This is a genomic window from Microbulbifer maximicatervae (SeqCode) (assembly GCF_052467325.1).
The window spans coordinates 4,802,567-4,824,298 of sequence record NZ_CP174310.1 but is presented as its reverse complement, the minus strand read 5'-3'; the positions used below and the strand labels follow the sequence as shown (position 1 = coordinate 4,824,298).

General features: G+C 53.0%; 20 protein-coding genes. 2 read left to right on the top strand and 18 right to left on the bottom strand.

Features of this window, described 5'->3' with window-relative positions:
- Positions 1-45 precede the first annotated feature (45 nt).
- The 5 genes from hisS to ACJJIE_RS21410 form a co-directional block, all read right to left on the bottom strand.
- A complete protein-coding gene (gene hisS / locus ACJJIE_RS21430) occupies positions 46-1,308 on the bottom strand; it encodes a histidine--tRNA ligase (protein ID WP_282934069.1) in 1,263 nt (420 codons plus the stop codon).
- 58 nt (positions 1,309-1,366) lie between these two features.
- Complete coding sequence (gene ispG, locus ACJJIE_RS21425) at positions 1,367-2,479, bottom strand: flavodoxin-dependent (E)-4-hydroxy-3-methylbut-2-enyl-diphosphate synthase (RefSeq protein WP_282934070.1); 1,113 nt, start codon at positions 2,477-2,479, stop codon at positions 1,367-1,369.
- 98 nt (positions 2,480-2,577) lie between these two features.
- Entirely contained in the window at positions 2,578-3,546 is a 969-nt protein-coding gene (locus ACJJIE_RS21420; protein ID WP_444892909.1) for a RodZ domain-containing protein, read from the bottom strand.
- Positions 3,536-4,312 carry a type IV pilus biogenesis/stability protein PilW gene (gene pilW, locus ACJJIE_RS21415; protein WP_282934072.1) on the bottom strand — a complete coding sequence of 259 codons (777 nt, stop codon included), beginning with the start codon at positions 4,310-4,312 and terminating at the stop codon, positions 3,536-3,538. The genes ACJJIE_RS21420 and pilW overlap by 11 nt, the downstream gene beginning before the upstream one ends.
- Positions 4,313-4,633: 321 nt before the next feature.
- Positions 4,634-6,535, bottom strand: a complete 1,902-nt coding sequence (locus ACJJIE_RS21410; protein ID WP_444892908.1) for a cytochrome-c peroxidase — start codon at positions 6,533-6,535, stop codon at positions 4,634-4,636.
- A gap of 527 nt (positions 6,536-7,062) precedes the next feature.
- Between ACJJIE_RS21410 and ACJJIE_RS21405 the strand changes: the two genes are divergently transcribed.
- Positions 7,063-7,278, top strand: a complete 216-nt coding sequence (locus ACJJIE_RS21405; protein ID WP_444892907.1) for a hypothetical protein — start codon at positions 7,063-7,065, stop codon at positions 7,276-7,278.
- Between the two features lie 92 nt (positions 7,279-7,370).
- Here ACJJIE_RS21405 and ACJJIE_RS21400 read toward each other — a convergent pair whose 3' ends face one another.
- The 12 genes from ACJJIE_RS21400 to trmJ form a co-directional block, all read right to left on the bottom strand.
- Positions 7,371-9,266 (bottom strand): cytochrome-c peroxidase, encoded by a 1,896-nt coding sequence (locus ACJJIE_RS21400; RefSeq protein ID WP_444892906.1) that lies wholly within the window; start codon positions 9,264-9,266, stop codon positions 7,371-7,373.
- 542 nt (positions 9,267-9,808) lie between these two features.
- Entirely contained in the window at positions 9,809-10,927 is a 1,119-nt protein-coding gene (gene rlmN, locus ACJJIE_RS21395; protein ID WP_444892905.1) for a dual-specificity RNA methyltransferase RlmN, read from the bottom strand.
- Between the two features lie 63 nt (positions 10,928-10,990).
- Positions 10,991-11,419, bottom strand: coding sequence for a nucleoside-diphosphate kinase (gene ndk / locus ACJJIE_RS21390; RefSeq protein ID WP_108731991.1), 429 nt, complete (start codon positions 11,417-11,419; stop codon positions 10,991-10,993).
- Between the two features lie 267 nt (positions 11,420-11,686).
- Complete coding sequence (gene iscX, locus ACJJIE_RS21385) at positions 11,687-11,881, bottom strand: Fe-S cluster assembly protein IscX (protein WP_444892904.1); 195 nt, start codon at positions 11,879-11,881, stop codon at positions 11,687-11,689.
- A gap of 24 nt (positions 11,882-11,905) precedes the next feature.
- Positions 11,906-12,244, bottom strand: a complete 339-nt coding sequence (fdx, locus tag ACJJIE_RS21380; protein WP_108731989.1) for an ISC system 2Fe-2S type ferredoxin — start codon at positions 12,242-12,244, stop codon at positions 11,906-11,908.
- Between the two features lie 90 nt (positions 12,245-12,334).
- Positions 12,335-14,206 (bottom strand): Fe-S protein assembly chaperone HscA, encoded by a 1,872-nt coding sequence (hscA, locus tag ACJJIE_RS21375; protein ID WP_444892903.1) that lies wholly within the window; start codon positions 14,204-14,206, stop codon positions 12,335-12,337.
- 63 nt (positions 14,207-14,269) lie between these two features.
- Complete coding sequence (gene hscB / locus ACJJIE_RS21370) at positions 14,270-14,797, bottom strand: co-chaperone HscB (protein ID WP_444892902.1); 528 nt, start codon at positions 14,795-14,797, stop codon at positions 14,270-14,272.
- Positions 14,798-14,933: 136 nt separating this feature from the next.
- Complete coding sequence (gene iscA / locus ACJJIE_RS21365) at positions 14,934-15,257, bottom strand: iron-sulfur cluster assembly protein IscA (protein WP_108731986.1); 324 nt, start codon at positions 15,255-15,257, stop codon at positions 14,934-14,936.
- A 44-nt stretch (positions 15,258-15,301) separates the two neighbouring features.
- A complete protein-coding gene (gene iscU / locus ACJJIE_RS21360) occupies positions 15,302-15,724 on the bottom strand; it encodes a Fe-S cluster assembly scaffold IscU (protein ID WP_108731985.1) in 423 nt (140 codons plus the stop codon).
- A 27-nt stretch (positions 15,725-15,751) separates the two neighbouring features.
- Positions 15,752-16,966, bottom strand: coding sequence for an IscS subfamily cysteine desulfurase (locus tag ACJJIE_RS21355; protein WP_444894792.1), 1,215 nt, complete (start codon positions 16,964-16,966; stop codon positions 15,752-15,754).
- 62 nt (positions 16,967-17,028) lie between these two features.
- Complete coding sequence (gene iscR / locus ACJJIE_RS21350; protein ID WP_282934079.1) at positions 17,029-17,505, bottom strand: Fe-S cluster assembly transcriptional regulator IscR; 477 nt, start codon at positions 17,503-17,505, stop codon at positions 17,029-17,031.
- A 106-nt stretch (positions 17,506-17,611) separates the two neighbouring features.
- Positions 17,612-18,403, bottom strand: a complete 792-nt coding sequence (gene trmJ / locus ACJJIE_RS21345) for a tRNA (cytosine(32)/uridine(32)-2'-O)-methyltransferase TrmJ (RefSeq protein ID WP_282934080.1) — start codon at positions 18,401-18,403, stop codon at positions 17,612-17,614.
- A 135-nt stretch (positions 18,404-18,538) separates the two neighbouring features.
- Here trmJ and ACJJIE_RS21340 point away from each other — a divergent pair, with 135 nt between their 5' ends.
- Positions 18,539-19,342: an inositol monophosphatase family protein gene (locus ACJJIE_RS21340; RefSeq protein ID WP_282934081.1), complete on the top strand. Its 804-nt coding sequence runs from the start codon at positions 18,539-18,541 to the stop codon at positions 19,340-19,342.
- Between the two features lie 58 nt (positions 19,343-19,400).
- Here ACJJIE_RS21340 and ACJJIE_RS21335 read toward each other — a convergent pair whose 3' ends face one another.
- A complete protein-coding gene (locus tag ACJJIE_RS21335) occupies positions 19,401-21,440 on the bottom strand; it encodes a sensor histidine kinase (RefSeq protein WP_444892901.1) in 2,040 nt (679 codons plus the stop codon).
- Positions 21,441-21,732: the final 292 nt, after the last annotated feature.

Genomic DNA, 21,732 nt, shown 5'->3' with positions numbered 1-21,732 from the left:
TACTAACTTTCCCGGCGGGGGCCTCCGCCTCCCTCAGTGTTTCTTTCAGCCTTGCAGCAGTGCTGCCAGCTCTTTCGGTGCCAGCGTTTGCTGCGGTTGGTCAGCGCGAAGGTACTTCACAGTTATCTGACCACTTGCAGCCTCATCTTCGCCGATAATCAGCGCATAATCGGCGCCGCTCTTATCAGCTTTCTTCATCTGGCTTTTAAAGCTTCCTCCACCACAGTGCAACTGCAGTCGCAACCAGGGCAGCTCGTCGCGCAATTGCTCGGCGGCTGTCATGGCAGCTGATTGTACATCACCAACGGCAACCAGGTAGGCATCTACCTGTTGCGAAAGGGACTCAGGCAACACTTCTAGGGTTTCCAGCATCAATACAAGACGCTCAACACCCAGGCCAAAACCCACTCCCGGAGTGGCTTTGCCACCCATCTGTTCTACCAGGCCGTCATAGCGGCCACCGGCACACACAGTGCCCTGGGCACCGAGGCTGTCGGTCACCCACTCAAATACGGTTTTTCCGTAGTAGTCGAGACCGCGCACCAACTTGGGATTGATCTCATACTTAACGCCAGCCCCGTCCAAAAGCGCCTTTAGCTGACTAAAGTGGGCGGCGGATTCCTCATCGAGGAAGTCCAGTAGACAGGGCGCATCCGCCAGCAGTTCCTGAGTTTGCGCATTTTTACTGTCGAGAATTCGCAGCGGATTGCGCTCCAGACGGCGCTGGCTGTCCTCATCCAGCTGGTCACGACGCTCACTTAAATAAGTGACCAGCGCATCCCGATAAGCAGCGCGGCTCTCAGCGTTACCCAGGGAATTGAGCTGCAGGGTCACATGCTCGCTGATACCCAGCTGACGCCACAGTCGCGCAGTCATGATCAGGATTTCTGCATCGATATCCGGCCCTTGAATGCCAAACACCTCGACACCAAACTGGTGGAACTGACGCAGGCGCCCCTTCTGTGGGCGCTCATAGCGGAACATAGGGCCGAAATACCACAGGCGCTGTGGCTGGTTCAGCAAGTTGCTCTGGATTGCTGCACGCACAGTGCCCGCTGTGCCCTCAGGGCGCAGGGTAACGCTGTCACCGCTCTTGTCATCAAAGGTGTACATTTCCTTCTCGACAATATCGGTAGCCTCGCCCACCGCACGGCAAAATAACTGGGTCGACTCCAGGTAGGGAGTGCGAATTTCGGTGTAGCCGTAGCGACTAGTAAGTTCACTCAGTGTGGCTTCCACGTACTGCCATACCGGGGACTGTTCCGGTAGCAGATCGTTCATGCCGCGAATTGCGCGAAGCTGTTTCAACGCTGTTCCTTAATTTTTCACTCAATTAATTGGGGCTTGCGCAGGGAGCTGTTGCCCTCTACGCCTTGGCGATGATATCCGCTTCGCGCTCGGCCTTGGCGGCCGCCTTCTCGCGAATCAAACGCTCTAAATCATCCACCAGATTTTCATTCTTAAACTTGCGGTCTGGCTGCCCATCCACATAGATGGCATGGCTCGGGGTACCACCAGTCAGGCCTACATCGGCTTCTTTCGCTTCGCCGGGGCCGTTGACGATACAGCCAATTACTGCCACATCCAGCGGTGTGGTCACATCTTCCAGGCGCGTCTCCAGCTCATTCATGGTTTTCACCACATCGAAGTTCTGGCGCGAGCAGCTGGGGCAGGCAATAAAGTTAATACCTTTACTGCGCAGACGCAGGCTTTTGAGCAGATCCCAGCCCACTTTGACCTCTTCCACCGGGTCTGCAGCCAGGGAAACCCGCAGGGTGTCACCGATACCGTCGAGCAGAAGGGCACCGAGACCAATCGCCGACTTCACTGTGCCGGCACGTAAGCCACCAGCTTCGGTAATACCCAAGTGCAGCGGTTGCTCAATCTGCTGGGCCAGCTTGCGATAGGCAGCCGTGGCCATAAAGATATCGGATGCTTTTACACTGACTTTGAAGTCCTGGAAGTCCAGGCTGTCGAGGATCGATACATGGCGCAGCGCCGACTCTACCAGAGCATCCGGCGTGGGCTCGCCATACTTTTTCTGCAGGTCTTTTTCCAGGGAGCCCGCATTGACACCAATACGAATCGGGATATTCAGATCGCGAGCTTTATCCACTACGGCCCGAATACGCTTCTCTCGGCCAATATTGCCGGGGTTAATACGCAGGCAATCCACCCCCAGGTCTGCGACCCGCAGGGCGATACGGTAATCGAAGTGAATGTCTGCGACCAACGGGACATTCACCTGTTTTTTAATTTCTCCAAACGCCTCTGCGGCATCCATGCTGGGCACAGAAACCCGCACTATATCGGCTCCAGCCTGTTCCAGGCGCTGGATCTGGCCAACAGTAGCTGCTACATCGCAGGTTTCGGTGTTGGTCATACTTTGCACCGAGATCGGGGCATCCCCTCCGACCGGTACATCACCCACCATGATCTGGCGCGACTTGCGGCGGACAATGGGAGATTCAAATTGCATAGGCTGACCTGGTGGTATTACTGATAAAAATCGAGGGGAGATTATAGAGAGATTGGGCGCAAACCTACAGGGTTCGCGCCCAAACGGGGAAGATCATCTTAATCGCCGACAATCAGACGGCGAGTGCGGCGGTCGCCAATAGGCTGGCTGTCGATAGTTTCATCGCGGTAAACCACATGGGTTGCACGGGCATTTCCCAACATCAGCTCAAATGGAGCGTCTCCATCTAACGATTTAGCACTGCCAGCAGCTTGGACCCCGGCCAGTAAAATCACACCTTGTGCGTCTTTCACCTCAACCCAGGCATCTTCATCAAAGCGAAGCCGCAAAGCGCCTTTCAGGGCCTGTTCTAACTGGGCTACTTGGGTGGGTACAGGCTCAGTCACTGTTGCTACAGAAGAAGTGGGTTGAACTTCCACCAAATCAACGCTGGCAACCTCAGGTCGGATATTCACAGAATCATTGACTGCGGACTCTGAGCCAAGGTTTCCAGCTGCTACAGTCATCTCTTGCTGCTGGATTTCAACTTGCTCACCATTAGCGACTGAATTATCTATAACTGCTTTGGCAACCGGGGACTCAGCTACTTGCTCAGCACCATCTTCGCCAAGGGGCATACCGGGAATATTGACCGGAGTACCGTATTTCCACCAAAAGACACCAGCGGCAAGTAGCAGAGGTATTAGAGCCAAAGCCCCATGCCCTCTTCTGCGTTCGGGCCTGAATGCTTCAGCCTTGGTGATTCGCCGGGATTCGCTACGCTGTTCCGGCTGTGGCCGGTCCCTATCATAGGCTTCCAAAACAGGTTCAACGGGAATACTCAATTCACGGCAAATATTGCGAATATAGCCTCGTGCATAGACAGCTTCCGGCTGCCGCACGTAATTGTCACTTTCCAGCCACTCAACAGTGTTGTCGATAATACAGAGGCGCTGCGACAGCTCCGCACGGGAGAGCCCCGCCGCTTCTCTAGCCGCCAGCAAGAGACGGCCGGCAGAGTCTTTAGAAGTTTGCGTACTGGATACGAGTTCACCACCATCGCAGTGCTCGGGACTACTATCCGTCATTACCACTCAACTCCTGATATTTCAGTGTCTCCGCAGAGTACGGGTACAAATTTTTCAAAGCAAGGGCGTAACTGCGCTCCTTGTCACGATTGCCAAATACTTTTTCTATTCGAATTCCAAGCCACAGTGACTGTGGAGTCTGGCGGTTTTTTTCACTAAACTGATCCAGGTAAACTTTGGATTTAGCATAATCACCGGCATCGAATTTCAGTTCGGCCATTTCAATCAGAGCCAATGGCAAATCGGGGTTCAACGCCAACGCCCTGGCATAAGCCCCTTCCGCCTTGTCTTCAAGTCCAAGACGTGCAGCCGTGCGACCATAGTTGACCAAGGCAAAAGAGCGGCGGTTGTAAGTGAGATCTGTGGAGGCATGCTCAAACTGCTTGAGGGCTTCTTTATAGCGCTCTTGCTTATAGAGAAAAACGCCATAGTTGGTATGAGCCATGGAAAACCCATCGCTATAGCGTAGAGCTTTCTTGAAATGAGACTCGGCAATATCCAACTCACCATCCACTTGATAGAGCAACGCCAGGCCATGATGTGCCAATGGATTCTTTTTACCCAATTCCAAAGCACGGTTTAAATGGCGACGGGACTGCTCTCTGTTATCAGGATCTCTCAAGTAGCGAAGCCCCAACTGGACATGGGTTTCCAAAGCTTTATCCAGATTAACTGCCTTGCGCTCCGCCCCTCCAGAGGTTACACAGCCTCCCAAAAGGGTACCGAGTAGCACTAGGAGCGGCAGGCTCTTAAATTTCGCGGACACTACACCACCTGTATCTTTATTTTTCACTTATAGGCCCAGCGAGATTATGCGGATGACAGTGCTACACCAGTCAATGCCGCCGCCAATCCCTGGACAAAGCAAGCCCGCAAAACAAAGAAAAACCGTCTACAGCCACCAGCATCCTTTGATAGTGATTCGGTTTTTCTGTTAGAAAACTGTTTCCGCCTCAACTGGCGCTTCCCAAGCCCCTATACTGCCGGAAAGCCTTACCAGTTGCAGCCCTAAAACCCAATCAATTCCATTTAGTGACGACTTTGTCCAACATTGCCATCACACCAGCCACAGGGGTCTATTCAGTGTTTAGAGTTGGTTACCCTCCTGGTCTTCTGCATCCAACTGCATCCCATCCGGACCACTGTCTCTAGGTGGAATCAGCGATTGAACTGCATTAGAGCCAATATTTGCCGCATCTGGGTCAGTTAGAGCTTCAAGGAATGCCACAAGTAAATCAACCTCATCATCGTCCAAATTAACAGCGCCATCACCATTTTCAGCCAGCAATGCTTCAGTGAGAGCTTGGCCATTAGGCGCAACTTTTGCCGCGCACTCGTCCACTCCTACAAATTGATCCAAATCACACATTTCACTATTGGTGAAGTACTGGGAAACAGAATCGGCACGACCTGTATAATGCTCCACATTTCTCTTCAAACTGCCGAACTGGCCGGCATGTCCCCAGGGGCCAGTAAGCGCTACGTTAAGCAGGGTTGGAGTTCGGAAACTACCACTTCCATTCCCGCCGAGATCAGCTCCGTTGCCACTCTCGTCCTTGCCAACACCAATTTGCGGATAGCTGACTGCTCTCAACCCCTGATTAGAGAAAAAGGCACCTGAGTGGCAATTAGTACACCCTGAATTGCGTGTCATAAAGGTGATAGCCCCACGCTTTTCATCGTTATCAAGGGCTGTTAGATCACCGTCGACATAGTCGAAAAAGGGGTTGTCGATAAAAATTTGTACCGCCTCGTAGGAGGCAATAGCCTGCGCAATCCTGCTAAAATTAATTGCCGAGTCACCGAAAGCTGCGGTAAACATCGCGCCCCAAGAGTCCTGGGTTAATTTTTCAGCAAGAATATCCTCACGGTAATCCGTAAACCCGTCATCGCTGGTATCATCGTAACCAAACTGGGTTATATCTCCCATCTCCGCAGCTTCAGTGACCGGAAAATGAGCCTGGGCCATCATAAGTGCCAGAGTGCCGGTGCCCACCGCGTCTTCAGTATTATTCGTAACATCCCGGGAGTCTGTTCTAAGTCCTCCATTACCATTTATTGCGACCCGATTATCCCAGAATAAGCCGCTATCCCAGAGCGCCACATTACAGATAGGTTGGGCATTGCGCGGCACAAGTGGAACCTCGTTCTGACCGTCAGAGCGACCCGGACCTAACAAATTAGCATCAATGGGGTCGACACCAACCGGCATCGACAAATTATCACCACCACAGCCCATTGACGGGTGATGACAAGAGGAACATGAAACGTCGTTATCAGCGCTCAGGCTTTTGTTGTGAAATAAACGCATCCCCAACTCCACCATAGCTGGGTCCTGCTCGCTCCTAACCCGAGCTGCAAAGGCACGCATATCCTCCAACTGCTCAGCCATGCCAACGTCATCCAGCACCGCCTGTAAACAGCTGTCCAGACTGCCAGCAGCAATATCTACCGCTGAGCGTGCATTTTGACATTCATCAAAATCAGATACCCGGTTATCTGCACCATCGGCATCGGAGCCATTATTTAGGCCCGCATTCGAGTTATTAACTAATGTTCTAGCAGTAACACTGGAAGTTTCATCGCCGTTATCAATATCACCAGTAGTGACCCAGTATGTGTACTCAGTATCTACCGAAAGGCCTTCATCGACATAGTATCCTTCGGTGGTCTCCGCAATTCTTTCACTGCCACGATAAACCGCATAGGTATCTCCAGTACTCTCCCAGGATAGGCCGATACTGGTGCCTGAAAATGCATTGCCAATCAATTCTGCAGGGATGATTCCCTGCCCTGAGCCTGTACCAGTATCATCACCTGTACCAGAATCATCATCGCTTCCCGTGTCGCCAGTCTCCGTTGATGAATCACTATCGCTGTTGGAGGAACCACCGCCTCCACAGCCGGTCATCACAAGAATTAAAGATAGAAATAACGACTTTATCAGCGCCGTTTGCTGTTGAGTTAATTTATTATTAACAGAGTTCATAGTTCTTGACCTGCCCGTCAATGACCTTTTCTTGTTCCGAGTTCTTGACAGCAAATACAGATCTAAGTGCCAGTACTGACACCAAAGGGTAAGGAAACACTTGCTGTAAAACTAAAAATAAAACGGTGAATTAAAACTCACTCAAATTAAAGCGAAGGAAATTTCGGCCTTACTATAGATAAGGGCCAAATACCCAGGAAGCCCCTGAACAGCTCCGTAATATCTCTGCAGATCCTGGGAACTACAGATTTTGAGCGCAGCTCGCCACGAATGGCCTTATTGCAAGTGCTGCAACACAGCCAAGGCCCGCCCTACTGGCTTTCAGGGGCTCCTTGGATCTACTCTAACCATCAAACGCAGGAATAACTGCTAAGAAAGTCGCAGTAATCTATTACACCTGTTCTCATTGCGTGAAAATTAAAGAAACTAGTCACCAAAGTGGAATTTAATGAAATCGAAAAATTTAATTCCTTGGTATTAACGGGTGGTGGTCCTGCTTAAATATTTTGATTGGCTTTAACCTAAAGATGAAAAAGCAAAAAGCATTTGAAGCAACCCAGTTCTTATTCAAACTATTACATATAAACAAAAAATGGCCTGTAAGGACTGACAGCTTGAATAACGGAAGCAAGGAAGAAATGTATAAGAACCCAGAACAGAGTAGAGAAGTAATTAATAGGGCTTTATGGGTACAAACCAAAAACTTGGGAAGGGGGATAGATAGAAAATCGATCCCCGAATAAAAGGTTCGAATATGAAAACATTTCTTCGGAGAACGGCGCCTCGGTGATAGTCGGCTATAAAATGAGGCGCCAAAATTTATTACAGGGAGTGCTTAGAGTTCATTGCCGTCCTCATCCCAAGCGTCCAACTGCATCCCATCAGGACCACCATCACGAGGTGGGATTAGGGACTGGGTTGCGCTTGAATTCACATTCTCTGCATCCGGATCGGTAAGTGCTTCAAGAAATGCTGCAATAAACCCCACTTCATCGTCATCTATGGGGAGCGCTGCATCACCATCTATCTCCAGAATAGCCTCCGTCAGTTCCAGGCCGTCTGGCGCAACTTTCTCCGCACAATCTTCAAGCTCGGCAAACTGATCCAGATCGCACATTTCGCTATCGGCGAAATACCGGGATACCGAATCCGCTTGACCAGCGTAGTGCTCGATATTTCTCTCTAAAGTACCGAACTGCCCCGCATGGCCCCAGGGACCAGTAATTCCCGCATTGAGCAGTGTTGGAACACGGAAGCCACCCAGTACGGCCCCGCCCCAATCCGCGCCATCATCCTCTTTACCAATACCAATTTGTGGATAGTTAACAACTCTCAATCCCTGATTGGTAAAGAAGGCACCCGTGTGGCAAGCAGTACAACCAGAACCTGGCGTAAAATAAGTAATGGCTCCACGCTTCGCATCGTTGTCAATTGCGGTCAGGTCACCATCGACATAATCAAAGAAGGGGTTATCGATAAAGATATAGACCGCTTCATAGGCAGCGATTGCCTCTGCGACCCTGCTGAAATCAATTTCAGAATCGCCAAAAGCAGCAGTAAATAAAGCTCCCCAGGAGTCTTGATTGAGCTTTGGTATGAGATACTCTTCACGGTAATCAGTGAGATCATCGTCGCTACTTTCATCATAGCCAAATTCAGAAATATCCCCCATCTCAGCGGCATCAGTCACCGGAAAGTGTGCTTGGGCCATCATCAGCGCCAAGGTGCCAGTACCAACCGCCGCTTCGGTATTATTGGTTACATCCCTGGAATCTGTTTTAAGGCCACCATCGTCGGTAAACAGGACCCGGTTATCCCAAAACAACCCATTATCCCAGAGCGCCACATTACAAATAGGCTGGGCATTACGTGCTACCAACGGCACTTCGTTTTCACCATCGGAGCGCCCAGGGCCGAGCAAATCGGGATCAACGGCATTAACGCCAACAGACATAGAGAGGTCATCACCAGCACAGCCTATTGTCGGGTGGTGGCAAGAAGAGCAGGCTGTATCACCGTTAGCACTGAGACTCTTGCTGTGGAACAGGCGCATGCCCAGCTCAACCATCGCAGGGTCTTGCTCACTTCTAACCCGTGCAGCAAAGGCGCGCATATCTTCGAGTTGCTCTGCCATGCCCACTTCATCCAGTACAGCTTGCAAGCAACTATCGAGACTGTCATCGTCCACATCGATTGCTGAACGCTCATTTTGGCATTCCTCAAAATCAACTATTCTCTTATCAATAGCCTCTGCATCTGTACCGTTACTGAAACCATCATTAGTGTTATTGACCAACGTCTTTGCAGTAACACTATCTGATTCACTATCAATGCCTCCGACACCAACCCAATAGCTATATTCGGTATTGACTGAAAGACTTTCATCCACGAAATAGTTATCAGTGGTTTCTGCAACCAATTCACCATCTCGATAAATGGAGTAAGTCTCTTCAGAGTCTTCCCAGGAAAGCCCTATGCTGGTACCTGAGTAGGCGTTCGCGATCAACTCAGAAACCACAATCCCCTGCTCTGAGTCCGAGCTAGTATCATCATCCGAATCAGAACTACCTTCCGAGCTACCATCACTTTCAGTGGTCTCTGTAGATGAGTCGTCATCGCTACTGGAGGAACCGCCCCCGCCACAGCCCACCATAAAAAGAAATATAGAGATGACCAACAGCTTCATTAGTGCCGCTGGCAATCGAGTTAATTGGTTTTTTTCAACGTTCATAATAATTGAACAGTCCCGTCGATGATTTTTCTTAATCTTGGCCAGGGTGATAAATAAAGTGCCGCGTGCTCCAGTCTCCCATGTACATGGAAAAACACCTTAATAAATTGTTATTCCTGAACCCAAGCCCACTGCAACTACTCCAGATCAAACGAAAAATGACTGGGCAGTACGCTCTAACGGCATGTTGTTTTGATAAACAGTGGAAATTACAAGCGCGGCCACTCTATAGTTTCAGTGCCACAATATCTGTTGAAGGTGTCGCACCAGTGGATATCCACTGTACTTACGGTTGAATTATTACAGGCAAACTGCAGATTAAAAAAATATGATCGTTCTAACTTAGCGATATACATATATTTAACACTCCCTTCCCGGGTAAATTTTCCTCGAGCGTTAAACGTTAGATAAAGCAATTTCGTTGACACGAAAAATAGAATAGAAAGGAAATTTCAGGCTGAACAAAGTTTTTTTGAGAAGGGGAAAATCGAAGCCAATAGGCTGCCAACAATTTGGCAACCTATACAAAAAATTACCAGCGACTAGTTAACAATACGAACGGGGCGCTCTGCGTTGCGGTAGCGCTCGGAGCGGCGGGTGCGGTCGTTAACACTGCCGGCCAACTGGCCACAGGCCGCATCAATATCATCGCCGCGTGTAGTGCGCACAGTCACGGTATAACCTTTGTCGAGCAAAATCTGCTGGAAGCGACGCAGTGCGTTATTACTCACTCGCTGGTAGTCGGACAACTCAAACGGGTTAAAGGGAATCAGGTTAATTTTCACCGGAATCTCTTTAAGCAGCTCCGCCAATTGCTCAGCGTGCTCCGGGCGGTCGTTAACCTCGCGCATCAGCGTGTATTCAATGGTCATTTTACGGTGCGTATCCGGCATGCGGTCGATGTAGCGCTTGGCGGAATCCAGTAGCACCGCAATAGGGTATTTTTTATTGATCGGCACCAACTCGTTACGCAATTCATCGTTGGGCGCATGCAGGGAAATTGCCAGGCTCACATCGGTCACATCGGCGAGGCGGTCCAGTGCGGGCACTACACCGGAGGTCGACAGGGTAACGCGGCGCTTGGAAATACCATAGGCGTTGTCTTCCATCATCAGGTTCATGGAATCGACCACATTGTCGAAATTGAGCAATGGCTCACCCATGCCCATCATCACCACGTTGGTAACCTTGCGCGGTCCTTTCGGGTCTAATTGACCGAAAGATTTACAGGCAATCCAGACCTGCCCGATAATTTCTGCCGCGGTTAAATCGCGGTTAAAGCCCTGTTTGCCAGTTGCACAAAAACTGCAATCCAGGGAACAGCCCACCTGGGAGGAGACACACAGGGTGCCGCGATCGCCATCGGGGATATAGACAGTCTCGATAGCATTGCCACCGGAGACTTTAATTAACCATTTCCGTGTGCCATCGGCGGAATCCCACTGATTCAATACCTCTGGGGCACGGACTTCGGCCACTTCCGCCAGCTTTTGGCGCAGGGCCTTGCTGACATTGGTCATCTCAGCAAAATCATCAACCCCATTCTGGTGAATCCACTTTAAAACCTGAACAGCGCGGAAGCGCTTCTCGCCCAATGATTCAAAAAAGGCGGCCAGCTTTTCTACCGAAAGGCCGAGCAGGTTGGTTTTCTCTGTGGTCATTCATTTCACCTCGGGGGAAGAATTGCACCGGTCCGGACCGACCGGTGCGATTTGTGGCGCGGATTAAGCGCGCGCGCAGATTTCGTCGTCGGCGAAGAAGTAGCTTACTTCGCGAGCAGCGGACTCTGCGGAGTCGGAACCGTGTACAGCGTTGGCGTCGATGCTGTCAGCGAAGTCAGCGCGGATGGTGCCAGCAGCAGCTTCTTTAGGGTTGGTAGCACCCATCAGGTCGCGGTTTGCCAGGATAGCGTTCTCGCCTTCCAGAACCTGTACAACAACTGGACCAGAAGTCATGAAGTCAACCAGGTCTTTGAAGAAAGGACGCTCTTTGTGCTCAGCGTAGAAACCTTCAGCTTTTTCGCGGGACAGTTGAACCATCTTCATGGCAACAATGCTCAGGCCAGCTTTCTCAAAACGGCTCTCGATTTCACCGATTACATTCTTGGCTACTGCGTCCGGCTTGATGATAGAAAGGGTACGCTCCAGGGCCATGGTTATCTCCAAATTGATTTTTTGTAACTTAACTTAGGAACCTCTAAACAACTCTGTAAGCCCCGTAAGGCTCGCAGAGGTGTTGCGGAGTTGTTCAGAGGTTCCCTACATAAAGAAAGAGCAACCTACTCAGTTGCTCTTCCCTGATATTCCTTTCATACCCACCGGGGGTACTCAATTTTTGATCACCGCATTTCGCGGCCGGCGGATTATACGGGGTATTGATCGACTTTTGTACTCTCTTGCCAATACTGCCCCGAAGGCCGGTTACTCCCGCTCTTCGATCCAGGCAGCCTGGATCGCCTCGAGGATTTTCTCTCCGCAGCGATCGGGATCGTCATCAAATCCGGGCAGCGCCATCACCCAGTTGCGCAGGTCGACAAAGTTGACCGTCAGAGGGTCCACATCCTCGTGAGCTTCGCTCAACTCTATGGCAATATCGTGAATATCAGTCCACTTCATGATTCGGCTTCCTCTGCGTGCAGGTCAGTGCTTTTCCGACACCTGGTTGATGGTGTACTTGGGGATCTCGACCACCAGGTCTTCATCCTCCACAATCGCCTGACAGGACAGGCGAGACTCCGGTTCCAAGCCCCAGGCTTTATCCAGCAGGTCCTCTTCAAGCTCGTCCGGCTCTTCCAGGGAATCGAAGCCCTCGCGCACAATGACGTGGCAAGTGGTACAAGCACAGGCTTTTTCACAAGCGTGCTCAATTTCAATATCGTTGGCCAGGGCCGCGTCGATCACGCTGACACCGCTCTCCGCTTCCACCACTTTGCCCTCGGGGCACATTTCCGGATGGGGTAAAAATACTATCTTCGGCATGGGGTACTGAACCTCTGTGGTCTCAATCCGACGGGGAGAAAGTAACGACTCCCCGGCCGCCGGCAGCGCAGAGTCTGCGCCTGATCATGGTTATTTATCAAATTCATCCAAGCTGTGGCCCTGCATAGCGCGCTTAATGGAGGCATCCATACGCTTGGCAGCAAAAGGCTCAGACAGCTTATTCAAGGCTTCGATACGTCGACGAATTTCCTCTGCGTCGCCGCCGTTATGGGCCAGGCGCAAAGCCTCCATCGCGTGCTCAAGCTCGTTTAACTCACCTTCGTCCAGCAGCTGGGCGCCGTTCTCACGCAGGGCCACCAACATGCTTTCCAGGGTTCTCTCCGCTTCTACCTGAGCCTCGCGCAGGGCGCGCAGGGCGATATCCTCAGCGGCGTGGGTGTAGGACTCCTGCAACATGCGCGCAATATCCTTGTCTTCCAGGCCGTAGGAAGGTTTAACCGTAATATCGGCACTGACGCCACTGCTTTTTTCCATGGCTGTCACCGACAAAAGACCGTCAGCATCCACCTGGAAAGTTACACGGATATGGGCGGCACCGGCCACCATCGGCGGTATACCGCGCAATTCAAAGCGCGCCAGCGAGCGGCAGTCACTCACCAGTTCCCGCTCGCCCTGGACGACATGGATTGCCATGGCAGTCTGGCCATCTTTAAAAGTGGTGAACTCCTGGGCTTTGGAGACGGGGATAGTCGTGTTGCGATCAATCAGTTTTTCCGTAAGGCCACCCATGGTTTCAATCCCGAGGGACAGAGGGATAACATCCAACAGCAGCAGTTCTTCGCTGGACTTATTGCCCACCAGTACATCCGCCTGAATCGCGGCGCCGATTGCTACTACTTGGTCGGGGTCAATTTCCGCATGGGGGGGACGGCCAAAATAACCCTCAACCCGCTCCCGCACGCGCAAAGTACGAGTGGAGCCACCCACCAGAACCACTTCCTGCACCTCATCGGCACTGATACCGGCATCGCGCAGGGCGCGTTTACAGGCGCGTAGGGTTTTGTCGATCAGGGGGTCCAGCAGTGAAGCCATGGTGTCGCGGTCAAGCACACCGGACCAGTCGCCGTATTGCACTTCCACTTGCTCGACACTGGACAGGGATTCTTTCGCAGCACAGGCGCTGTCTAACAGGACTCGCTGGGTCGCGGCGTCGAGATCGGTACCCAATCCCACTTGCTCGGCGATCCAGGAAGCGATAGTGCGATCGAAATCGTCGCCACCAAGGGCTGTATCGCCGCCGGTAGACATGACTTCAAACACACCCCGGGACAGGCGCAGAATAGAGATATCGAAGGTGCCGCCACCGAGATCATAGACCGCGATCACACCCTCTTCGCCTTTATCCAGGCCGTAGGCAACAGCCGCTGCTGTGGGCTCGTTGAGCAGGCGCAGGACTTTCAGGCCCGCCAGTTGGGCGGCGTCTTTGGTCGCTTGGCGCTGGGCATCATCGAAGTAGGCAGGCACGGTGATCACCGCACCATCCAGCTCACCGCCCGCCTTGCCGTAGAGCGCTTCGCGGCCGCGCGCGGCCAGTTTTTTCAGGATTTCTGCCGATACCTGCACCGGGTTTACCGGTCCGGCTGCAGTTTCAATCGAAGGCATACCGCCACTGCTCTCAGCCAGGCGATAGGGCAATTGCTCACCGAAACTTTTGATATCCGCAACACCCCTCCCCATCAGGCGCTTGATAGAAATCATGGTGTTGTAGGGGTCTTCTGCAGCGCACGCGCGGGCTTCAGCACCCACGGTAATCGCCTCGGCTCCATAGTGCACCGCTGATGGCAGGATCACTTCACCCTGCTCATCGGCAATGGCCTCTGCCGATCCACTGCGCACGGTCGCTACCAGTGAGTTAGTGGTCCCCAAATCGATACCCACTGCATGCTTGCGCTGGTGGGGAGCTGGGCTCTGGCCCGGTTCAGAAATCTGCAGTAATGCCATTAGTTATCTCTTCTTTAAGCGGGGCGCGGTACCATCTGGCCCTCTCAGTCAGTGCTCTCGCAACTAGTCGTTGAAAAGGTCTTCTTCCAGCTCGTCAATTTGTTTCTCAAGCTTGGCCAGGAACTGAAGCTTGCGCAGCGAGTCCTCTGCTGCGCCCAGATCGCCCCCGTCATAAGTTTCGGCAAAGCACTGTTCCTCATTGGAGATCAGCCCCCGCGCCTCAGCACTGAGCTCATCCAGCGCAGCTGCCGGATCGGGCTGCTCACGCACTTCTTCCAGGCGCTCGCGCAACATCATCTGCTGCATCAGAAACTCAGTATCTTTGGTGGTCTGCTCAGGTGGCACATCTACCCCGGCTAACTTGAGTAGGTAGGCGGCGCGCTGTACCGGGTCGCGCAAAACGGTGTGCGCCTCATTGATCTGAGCCGCCATTTTGATGGCCAACAATTGTTCGCCCTCGGAATGGGAAGCGTATTTGTCCGGGTGGAATTCCCGCTGTAACTCCCGGTAGCGGGTCGCCAGGGCACTGCGATCGACCGCGAACGCGGGTTGCAGACCAAAAACTTCGAAATGGTTCAGGTTGGTTGCCATCTGAATATACCTACTGGGGCACAGCCTGGGACGCGGCTGAAGTTGCCGCTTACTGCTGCACGGCCCCCAACTGTCCGAGGAGCCAATAAAAAGGCCGGTATGCGCAGCGCACCCGGCCTTGTGGGGCGAGAGCGAATCAGACGTGGAAACTCTCGCCGCAGCCACACTCATTTTTTACATTGGGATTCGAGAAGGTGAAGCCTTCGTTCAGGCCTTCCTTGACGAAATCCAGCTGGGTGCCGTCGAGGTAAACCAGACTCTTGGGGTCCACCACCAACTTAACGCCGTTTTGCTCAAATACCGTATCTTCGGCTTCGAACGAATCGACAAATTCCAGCACATAGGCGAGACCGGAACAGCCGGCCGTTTTGACACCGACACGAATGCCAATTCCCTTGCCTCGCTTGGCCAATTGACTTTGAATGTGGGCCTCAGCGGCCTCGGTCATACTAATAGCCAAAACAACACCTTCGCTATGTTTAGACGCTACATTTGGACGAAAAGTTAACCCGCCGCAGATTCCTTGGCTTCTACAGCGTCATCGGACTCACCGCGCTTTTCACGGATATCGCGAACCGCAGCTTTAATCGCGTCTTCGGCGAGAACCGAGCAGTGGATTTTTACCGGCGGCAGCGCCAGCTCCTCTGCAATGGCAGTGTTCTTGATCTGCTCCGCTTCGTCGATCGTCTTGCCTTTCACCCACTCGGTCAGGAGGGAGCTGGAGGCAATGGCGGAACCACAGCCGTAGGTCTTGAACTTGGCATCTTCGATAACGCCCTCGTCGCTTACCTGAATCTGTAGGCGCATCACGTCACCACAGGCGGGCGCGCCAACCATTCCGGTACCTACATTGTCCGCCTTGTCGTCCATACGTCCAACATTGCGGGGGTGCTCGTAGTGGTCAATTACTTTATCGCTATAGGCCATGACTTTTCTCCTAACTCTTGCGCGCGCTTAGTGAGCGGCCCATTCAATCTTGTTCAGGTCTACGCCGTCTTTGTACATATCCCAAAGCGGTGACAATTCACGTAGTTTCTCCACTGCTTTGCGCACTTCTGCGGCAGCGGTATCGACATCACTCTCGCTGGTAAAACGACCAAAGCTGAAGCGCAGTGAGCTGTGCGCCAGTTCGTCGTTAACACCCAGGGCTCGCAGTACGTAGCTGGGCTCCAGGCTCGCAGAGGTACAAGCGGAACCGGAGGAGATCGCCAGGTCGCGCAACGACATGATCAGGCTCTCACCTTCTACAAACGCAAAGCTCACGTTCAGGTTGCCCGGAATTCTCTTCTCGGCGGAACCATTGATATGGACCTCTTCCATATCTTTGATCTGATCCCAGAAACGGTCGCGCAGAGAGCGCAGACGCTCGGCTTCCTGAGCCATTTCTTCTTTGGCAATACCAAAGGCTTCGCCCATACCGACAATCTGGTGAGTCGGCAGGGTACCGGAGCGCATACCGCGCTCGTGGCCGCCACCGTGCATCTGGGCTTCCAGACGGACGCGGGGCTTGCGGCGTACGTAAAGGGCACCGATACCTTTGGGGCCGTAAATTTTGTGGCCAGAGAAGGACATCAGGTCAACTTTCATTTCCTGAAGGTCGATCGGCAACTTGCCGGCGCTCTGGGCCGCGTCCACATGGAAAATAACTTTGCGAGAGCGACACAGTTCGCCGATCGCAGCGATATCGTTGATCACCCCGATCTCGTTGTTAACGTGCATCAGGCTCACCACAGTGGTGTCCTCACGCATGGCTTCCTCAACCTGCTCCGGATAGACGATGCCGTCTTCGCGGGGATTCAGGTAGGTCACTTCAAAACCTTCCCGCTCCAGCTGGCGACAGGTATCCAAAACTGCTTTGTGCTCAATTTTGGAGGTAATGATGTGCTTGCCGCGACTCTGGTAAAAGTGGGCCGCACCCTTGATACCCAGGTTGTCGGACTCGGTGGCACCGCTGGTCCAGACAATTTCCCGCGGATCGGCGTTGATCAGCTCCGCCACTTGGCGTCGGGCATTCTCCACTGCTTCTTCCGCTTTCCATCCAAACAGGTGGGAACGAGAGGCCGGATTGCCGAAATTGCCTTCCATCGTCAGCTGCTCTGCCATTTTCTTGGCGACGCGTGGGTCAACCGGACAGGTAGCCGAATAGTCCAGATAGATGGGAAGCTTCATAGTCATACCGTTTCCGCTTAGTAAATCTCTAATATCTGTCTGCTGGCCCGTTTGGGCCCCAATCACAGGCCGCCGAGTACAGCGACCCTCTCTTCCGGCGCCTCGCGCATATCTTGCCGACGCGCAACTTCCTGCACCTCAGCTCGGGAAACCAGGTTGGCCAAGCTGATACTGCTGAGGAAGCTATGAATCTGATCGCTCAAGTCTGACCAGAGGTAGTGGGTCAGGCACTGTTCGCCATTGGCGCAATCTGCATTGCCGCCGCAGCTGGTGGCATCTACAGACTCATTGACCGCATCAATGATCTGCGCCACAAAAATCTCTTCACCATCCCGCGCCAGGCGATAACCACCGCCGGGCCCGCGCACACTGGACACCAGCCCAGAATGCCGCAACCGGGAGAACAGCTGCTCCAGGTAGGACAGCGATATACCCTGGCGCTTGGATATGTCTGCCAGACTGATCGGTCCGCGATCAGCGTGCAACGCCAGGTCCAGCATGGCAGTCACCGCGTAGCGGCCTTTGGTTGTCAAACGCATATCAGCTCCCAACTGATGTACAGCCCTTTTCCGATCGGGGCGCGAGTATGGAATAACCCACTACTGTAGTCAAGTATATAACCCAGCGGGACACTCGGGTACTCAACTAGTCGGGTCGCCCCTTACCACCAGAGCGATGAATGTAATTCTGGATTGAGGTCAACATACCGCGCAGGATACCCAGCTCCATATCATCGGGGCGCACCCGACTATACAGTCGGCGCAGGCGGGTCATTGTTTGGCGGGGGTTATCCGGGTCAATAAAGCCCAGCTCGCCCAGCGCCTGCTGCAGGTGATCGAAGTACAACTCCATATCGCTGGCCTTGGCCGGTGGACGATCCCAATCGGTGTAATTCACTGGCTCGCCCTTTTCCGCTTCCAGGGCCGCCATACGCACTTCGTAGGCAAGTACCTGAACAGCAGTCGCCAGGTTCAGGGAGCTGTATTCCGGGTTGGCAGGAATATGCACATGGTAGTTACAGGCCTGTAACTCTTCGTTGGTAAGCCCTCGATCCTCGCGGCCAAACACCAAAGCAACCGGATGAGACGTGGCCTCGGCGACGGTACGCTCTCCACACTGGCGCGGGGTCAGCAGGGGCCAAGGGATTCGGCGCTCGCGAGCGCTGGTGGCCACAACAAGGCCACAATCAGCCACGGCTTCTTCCAGGGTATCCACCACAACGGCACTATCGAGCAGCTCAGCTGCCCCGGCTGCACGCCAAACAGCATTGGCTGCAGGAAATTCCCGAGGCGCTACCAGGTACAGCTGACTCAGGCCCATATTCTTGAGCGCGCGCGCCGCACCACCAATATTTCCGGGGTGTGCGCTGTTAACCAGAACCACGCGCACATTGTCGAGTGCAGCAAGTGGAGTCGTGTCTAAAGGTGACTTGGCCATACTGAAAGTAATAAATCGGTGTCATGGGGGCGCGCGAGTGTAGCAAAAACCAATCGGAATCCCTACAATCGCGTCCGTCGCAGTTAACCTGCGGCCTGCTTTTTAACCCCTTTAACCACTTTGTGCGGAATAGTTATGGAACCCATGCTAAATATTGCCCTGCGCGCGGCGCGTAAGGCAGGAGAACTGATCGAACGGGCCTGGGAGCGCGGCGACCTGATGAAATTCGAAGAAAAGACGCGCAACGATTTCGTTACTGAAGTGGATAAGGCCAGCGAACAGGAGATTATCTATCACCTGCGCAAGGCCTACCCCAAGCACAGCATCCGCGCTGAAGAGAGCGGCCTGCAAGAGGGCGCAGAGCCCGACTACGAGTGGATTATCGACCCCCTCGATGGCACCACCAATTTTATCCACGGCGTCCCACAGTTCGCTGTTTCTATCGCCTGTCGCTATCGCGGCCGCATTGAGCACGCAGTCGTACTGGACCCCATCAAACGCGAAGAATTTACCGCAAGTCGCGGTCGCGGCGCTGCCCTGAATGGCCGCCGTATCCGCGTCTCTTCACGCCAGGGCATGCGCGGCTCTCTGATTGGCACCGGCATTCCCTTCAACGGCCTGCCGCTGGATAACATCGACGCCTACCTGGCCGCCCTAAAAGATATCGCTGGGCAAACTGCGGGAATCCGCCGCCCCGGCGCTGCAGCGCTGGATCTTGCCTATGTTGCTGCCGGGCGATTCGACGGCTTCTGGGAAATGTACCTGAACACCTGGGATATCGCAGCGGGCTCCCTGCTAGTCAAAGAGGCCGGCGGCCTGATCAGCGACTTCCGCGGCGGTGAAGACTACCTGGATTCCGGCCACCTGGTCTGCGCCACTCCAAAAGTATTTAAGCCCCTGGTGAAAATCGTGGGCAAACATATGGGGCACATACGCTAAGAGCCTGAACGGCACTCCGGCAAATAAGATGCCGGGGTGCTGATTCCAAAAGTCCAGTTCACCTCTTCCCCGTCAAACACTCCACCAAAACTCGCGCAAGCTGCGCTCGATCAAAGTTATCTGGCAAAGCGGTTGTCACCCCCGAGGAAGCCTCTCCTCCCATAACCACCAAACAGGTTTTTTGAGTGACTTGACCCTGCTTGAGGATACTTACCAAATCCCCAACTGACATTCCCCGCAAGGCATTGGGAAACAACAGTACATCCGGCGCTTGGGTACGCGCCATAAATATGGCTTCAACAACATCTGCGGCCACAGAAAGCTGTACTTGCGGTGCTCCCTGCAATAGTTTTTCCACCCTGGCCACACTTTCAGGACGGTTATCGACTAGCAGCAAACTACAATCGGGCAATGTTGATGGGGCGTCAACAGCATTTCCAAATGACAAGAAAGATTCCGCTGCATCGACCATCGGGAATTCAACCCAAAATACTGAGCCCTGCCCTTCCTGACTGTCAAAATCGATCCGCCCCCCCATCGCCTCAGCCAGACGCTTGGCAATTGCAAGACCGACGCCCGTACCCTCGATATGCCCTTTTTCCTCCCCCAAACGGTTAAAGGGCTCAAAAACTTCTTTGCGTCTCTCTGCGGCAATCCCCTTGCCGGTATCCAAAATATTCAGCCTCAACCAACCATCGGCCTGCGGCGTAAAATTAATGATGACACGGCCATTTTCGCGATTGTATTTCACTGCGTTGCCCGCCAGGTTCAATACGACTTGCTTATAGCGCACCGGGTCCGCACAAATATAAGCGGACTCCCAGCCAAGAGGTTCAAACATCAAACTTACGCGACGGGTTTCAGCTAGGGGCTCGAGTAAACGTTTACATTCTGCAACCAAATCGGCCGGACGAATCAATTCCATCGAGGGGCCCAAACGCCTACTGTCAATTCTGGCCAGCTCCAATACATCGCCGACCAAATGCAATAAATGCTGCCCCGCGCGACGAATTTCTGATAAGCGCTGACGCTGGTCTGCGTTGAGGCTCTGATCTAACTCGACAATTTGGCTGTAACCTAAAATTGCATTAAGTGGTGTGCGTAATTCATGACTCAGGCTAAATAATAAATCTGCCCGATGCGCATTTTCCTCCCGCTGCAACTCCAGCTCCCGCTCCATTTGCGAAAGTCTTTCCCGGCTGCGGCTGACATCTTGTAAAACTCCCAACACCCGCACCGGCTGACCGCGACTATTTAATTGGGCCTTGCCGCGGCAGCGAACCCAAACCACACTGTTATCCGAACGCCAGATGCGAAATTCCACATCGAGCGGCAACCCCTCGCGCACATGATCCCGCATGGACTGCTCAACCCGAGGGAAGTCCTCCGCTAAAATTCGAGCCTTCCACTGCTCCGCAGCTGAAATACCGATACTGCGTATCGGGCTCACTTCGTAACCCAGAATCCCCCAGCAGGCATCATCAAGTACCATTTCATCTGCGCGTAGATCCCACTCCCATAAACCATCGCCAACTCCAGACAGTGTTTGTAAGGGGCGCTCGCCAGGCAGGTTGGATAGGTAGCGCTGGGCCAAGGTTTCAGTGAAGTCAGCGCAACTTCCAATCACAACAAACCCACTGTCATCCTCGAGGTTTATTGCGCGTCCCCGCAATCGCAGCCAGCGCAATTGACCGAGACTATCGTAGGCCCGAAAAGTAGTATCGAAGTGTCCACCTTTGTTGGTAAGACGACGCCGCACAGTGATAATTCGATCCCGCTCATCAGAGTGAACCGAACGCAATTCATCACCCGTCCACAGGGAAGTCAAAGAGAGTTCTGCAGTTTCTGCAAACAGGAGCCAAATTTCACCCTGAGCACGCTGGGCACCGGAATCCGGATGCCACTCCCACAATCCGTAATCTGAATCTAAAAACAAATCTTGCAAAGAAGCGGTATGACGAGACAGACGAGATGCATCCAAAGAAGAGAGCTCATCGCTGGTTGCCAAGTGGAACACTGCGCTGGACGGATTTGGGGTTAGTGACTCTGACACACAGGGCTCGACTATCGAAATTAGCTCATTAATTACCTGGCTCATGCATCCTTGCCATAAAAGAGAGCCTCTCTCCCGGGGCCGTCAAATTTGGGAACGCCTTGGGAGACCCTAAACTAAAGCATTATGAGCTTTGCGCAAAGTGCGGGCAAAAAAAAGGCCCCGCAATGCGGGGCCGTAATCAGCGATGATGAGAGAAAACGGGAAGTCACCCAGTGTTAATGGTTTGCCATAACCCTAAGAAACTCTCCCGAAATGCGGGTCCTTTGCCCCGCACATTTACCAATGCAACCCTTATGCCAACTTTTAAAACAGCGTTTTTTAAGGCCTTAGCTTT

Coding starts and splice junctions, on each gene's coding strand:
- fdx (WP_108731989.1), bottom strand. CDS start 12,244: ATGCCGAAGATAGTATTTTTACCCCATCCGGAAATGTGCCCCGAGGGC.
- hscA (WP_444892903.1), bottom strand. CDS start 14,206: ATGGCATTACTGCAGATTTCTGAACCGGGCCAGAGCCCAGCTCCCCAC.
- iscU (WP_108731985.1), bottom strand. CDS start 15,724: ATGGCCTATAGCGATAAAGTAATTGACCACTACGAGCACCCCCGCAAT.
- ACJJIE_RS21400 (WP_444892906.1), bottom strand. CDS start 9,266: ATGAACGTTGAAAAAAACCAATTAACTCGATTGCCAGCGGCACTAATG.
- ispG (WP_282934070.1), bottom strand. CDS start 2,479: ATGCAATTTGAATCTCCCATTGTCCGCCGCAAGTCGCGCCAGATCATG.
- iscX (WP_444892904.1), bottom strand. CDS start 11,881: ATGAAGTGGACTGATATTCACGATATTGCCATAGAGTTGAGCGAAGCT.
- ACJJIE_RS21355 (WP_444894792.1), bottom strand. CDS start 16,966: ATGAAGCTTCCCATCTATCTGGACTATTCGGCTACCTGTCCGGTTGAC.
- trmJ (WP_282934080.1), bottom strand. CDS start 18,403: ATGGCCAAGTCACCTTTAGACACGACTCCACTTGCTGCACTCGACAAT.
- ACJJIE_RS21405 (WP_444892907.1), top strand. CDS start 7,063: ATGAAAAAGCAAAAAGCATTTGAAGCAACCCAGTTCTTATTCAAACTA.
- ndk (WP_108731991.1), bottom strand. CDS start 11,419: ATGGCCCTGGAGCGTACCCTTTCTATCATCAAGCCGGACGCAGTAGCC.
- ACJJIE_RS21340 (WP_282934081.1), top strand. CDS start 18,539: ATGGAACCCATGCTAAATATTGCCCTGCGCGCGGCGCGTAAGGCAGGA.
- ACJJIE_RS21420 (WP_444892909.1), bottom strand. CDS start 3,546: ATGACGGATAGTAGTCCCGAGCACTGCGATGGTGGTGAACTCGTATCC.
- ACJJIE_RS21410 (WP_444892908.1), bottom strand. CDS start 6,535: ATGAACTCTGTTAATAATAAATTAACTCAACAGCAAACGGCGCTGATA.
- hscB (WP_444892902.1), bottom strand. CDS start 14,797: ATGGCAACCAACCTGAACCATTTCGAAGTTTTTGGTCTGCAACCCGCG.
- ACJJIE_RS21335 (WP_444892901.1), bottom strand. CDS start 21,440: ATGAGCCAGGTAATTAATGAGCTAATTTCGATAGTCGAGCCCTGTGTG.
- rlmN (WP_444892905.1), bottom strand. CDS start 10,927: ATGACCACAGAGAAAACCAACCTGCTCGGCCTTTCGGTAGAAAAGCTG.
- iscR (WP_282934079.1), bottom strand. CDS start 17,505: ATGCGTTTGACAACCAAAGGCCGCTACGCGGTGACTGCCATGCTGGAC.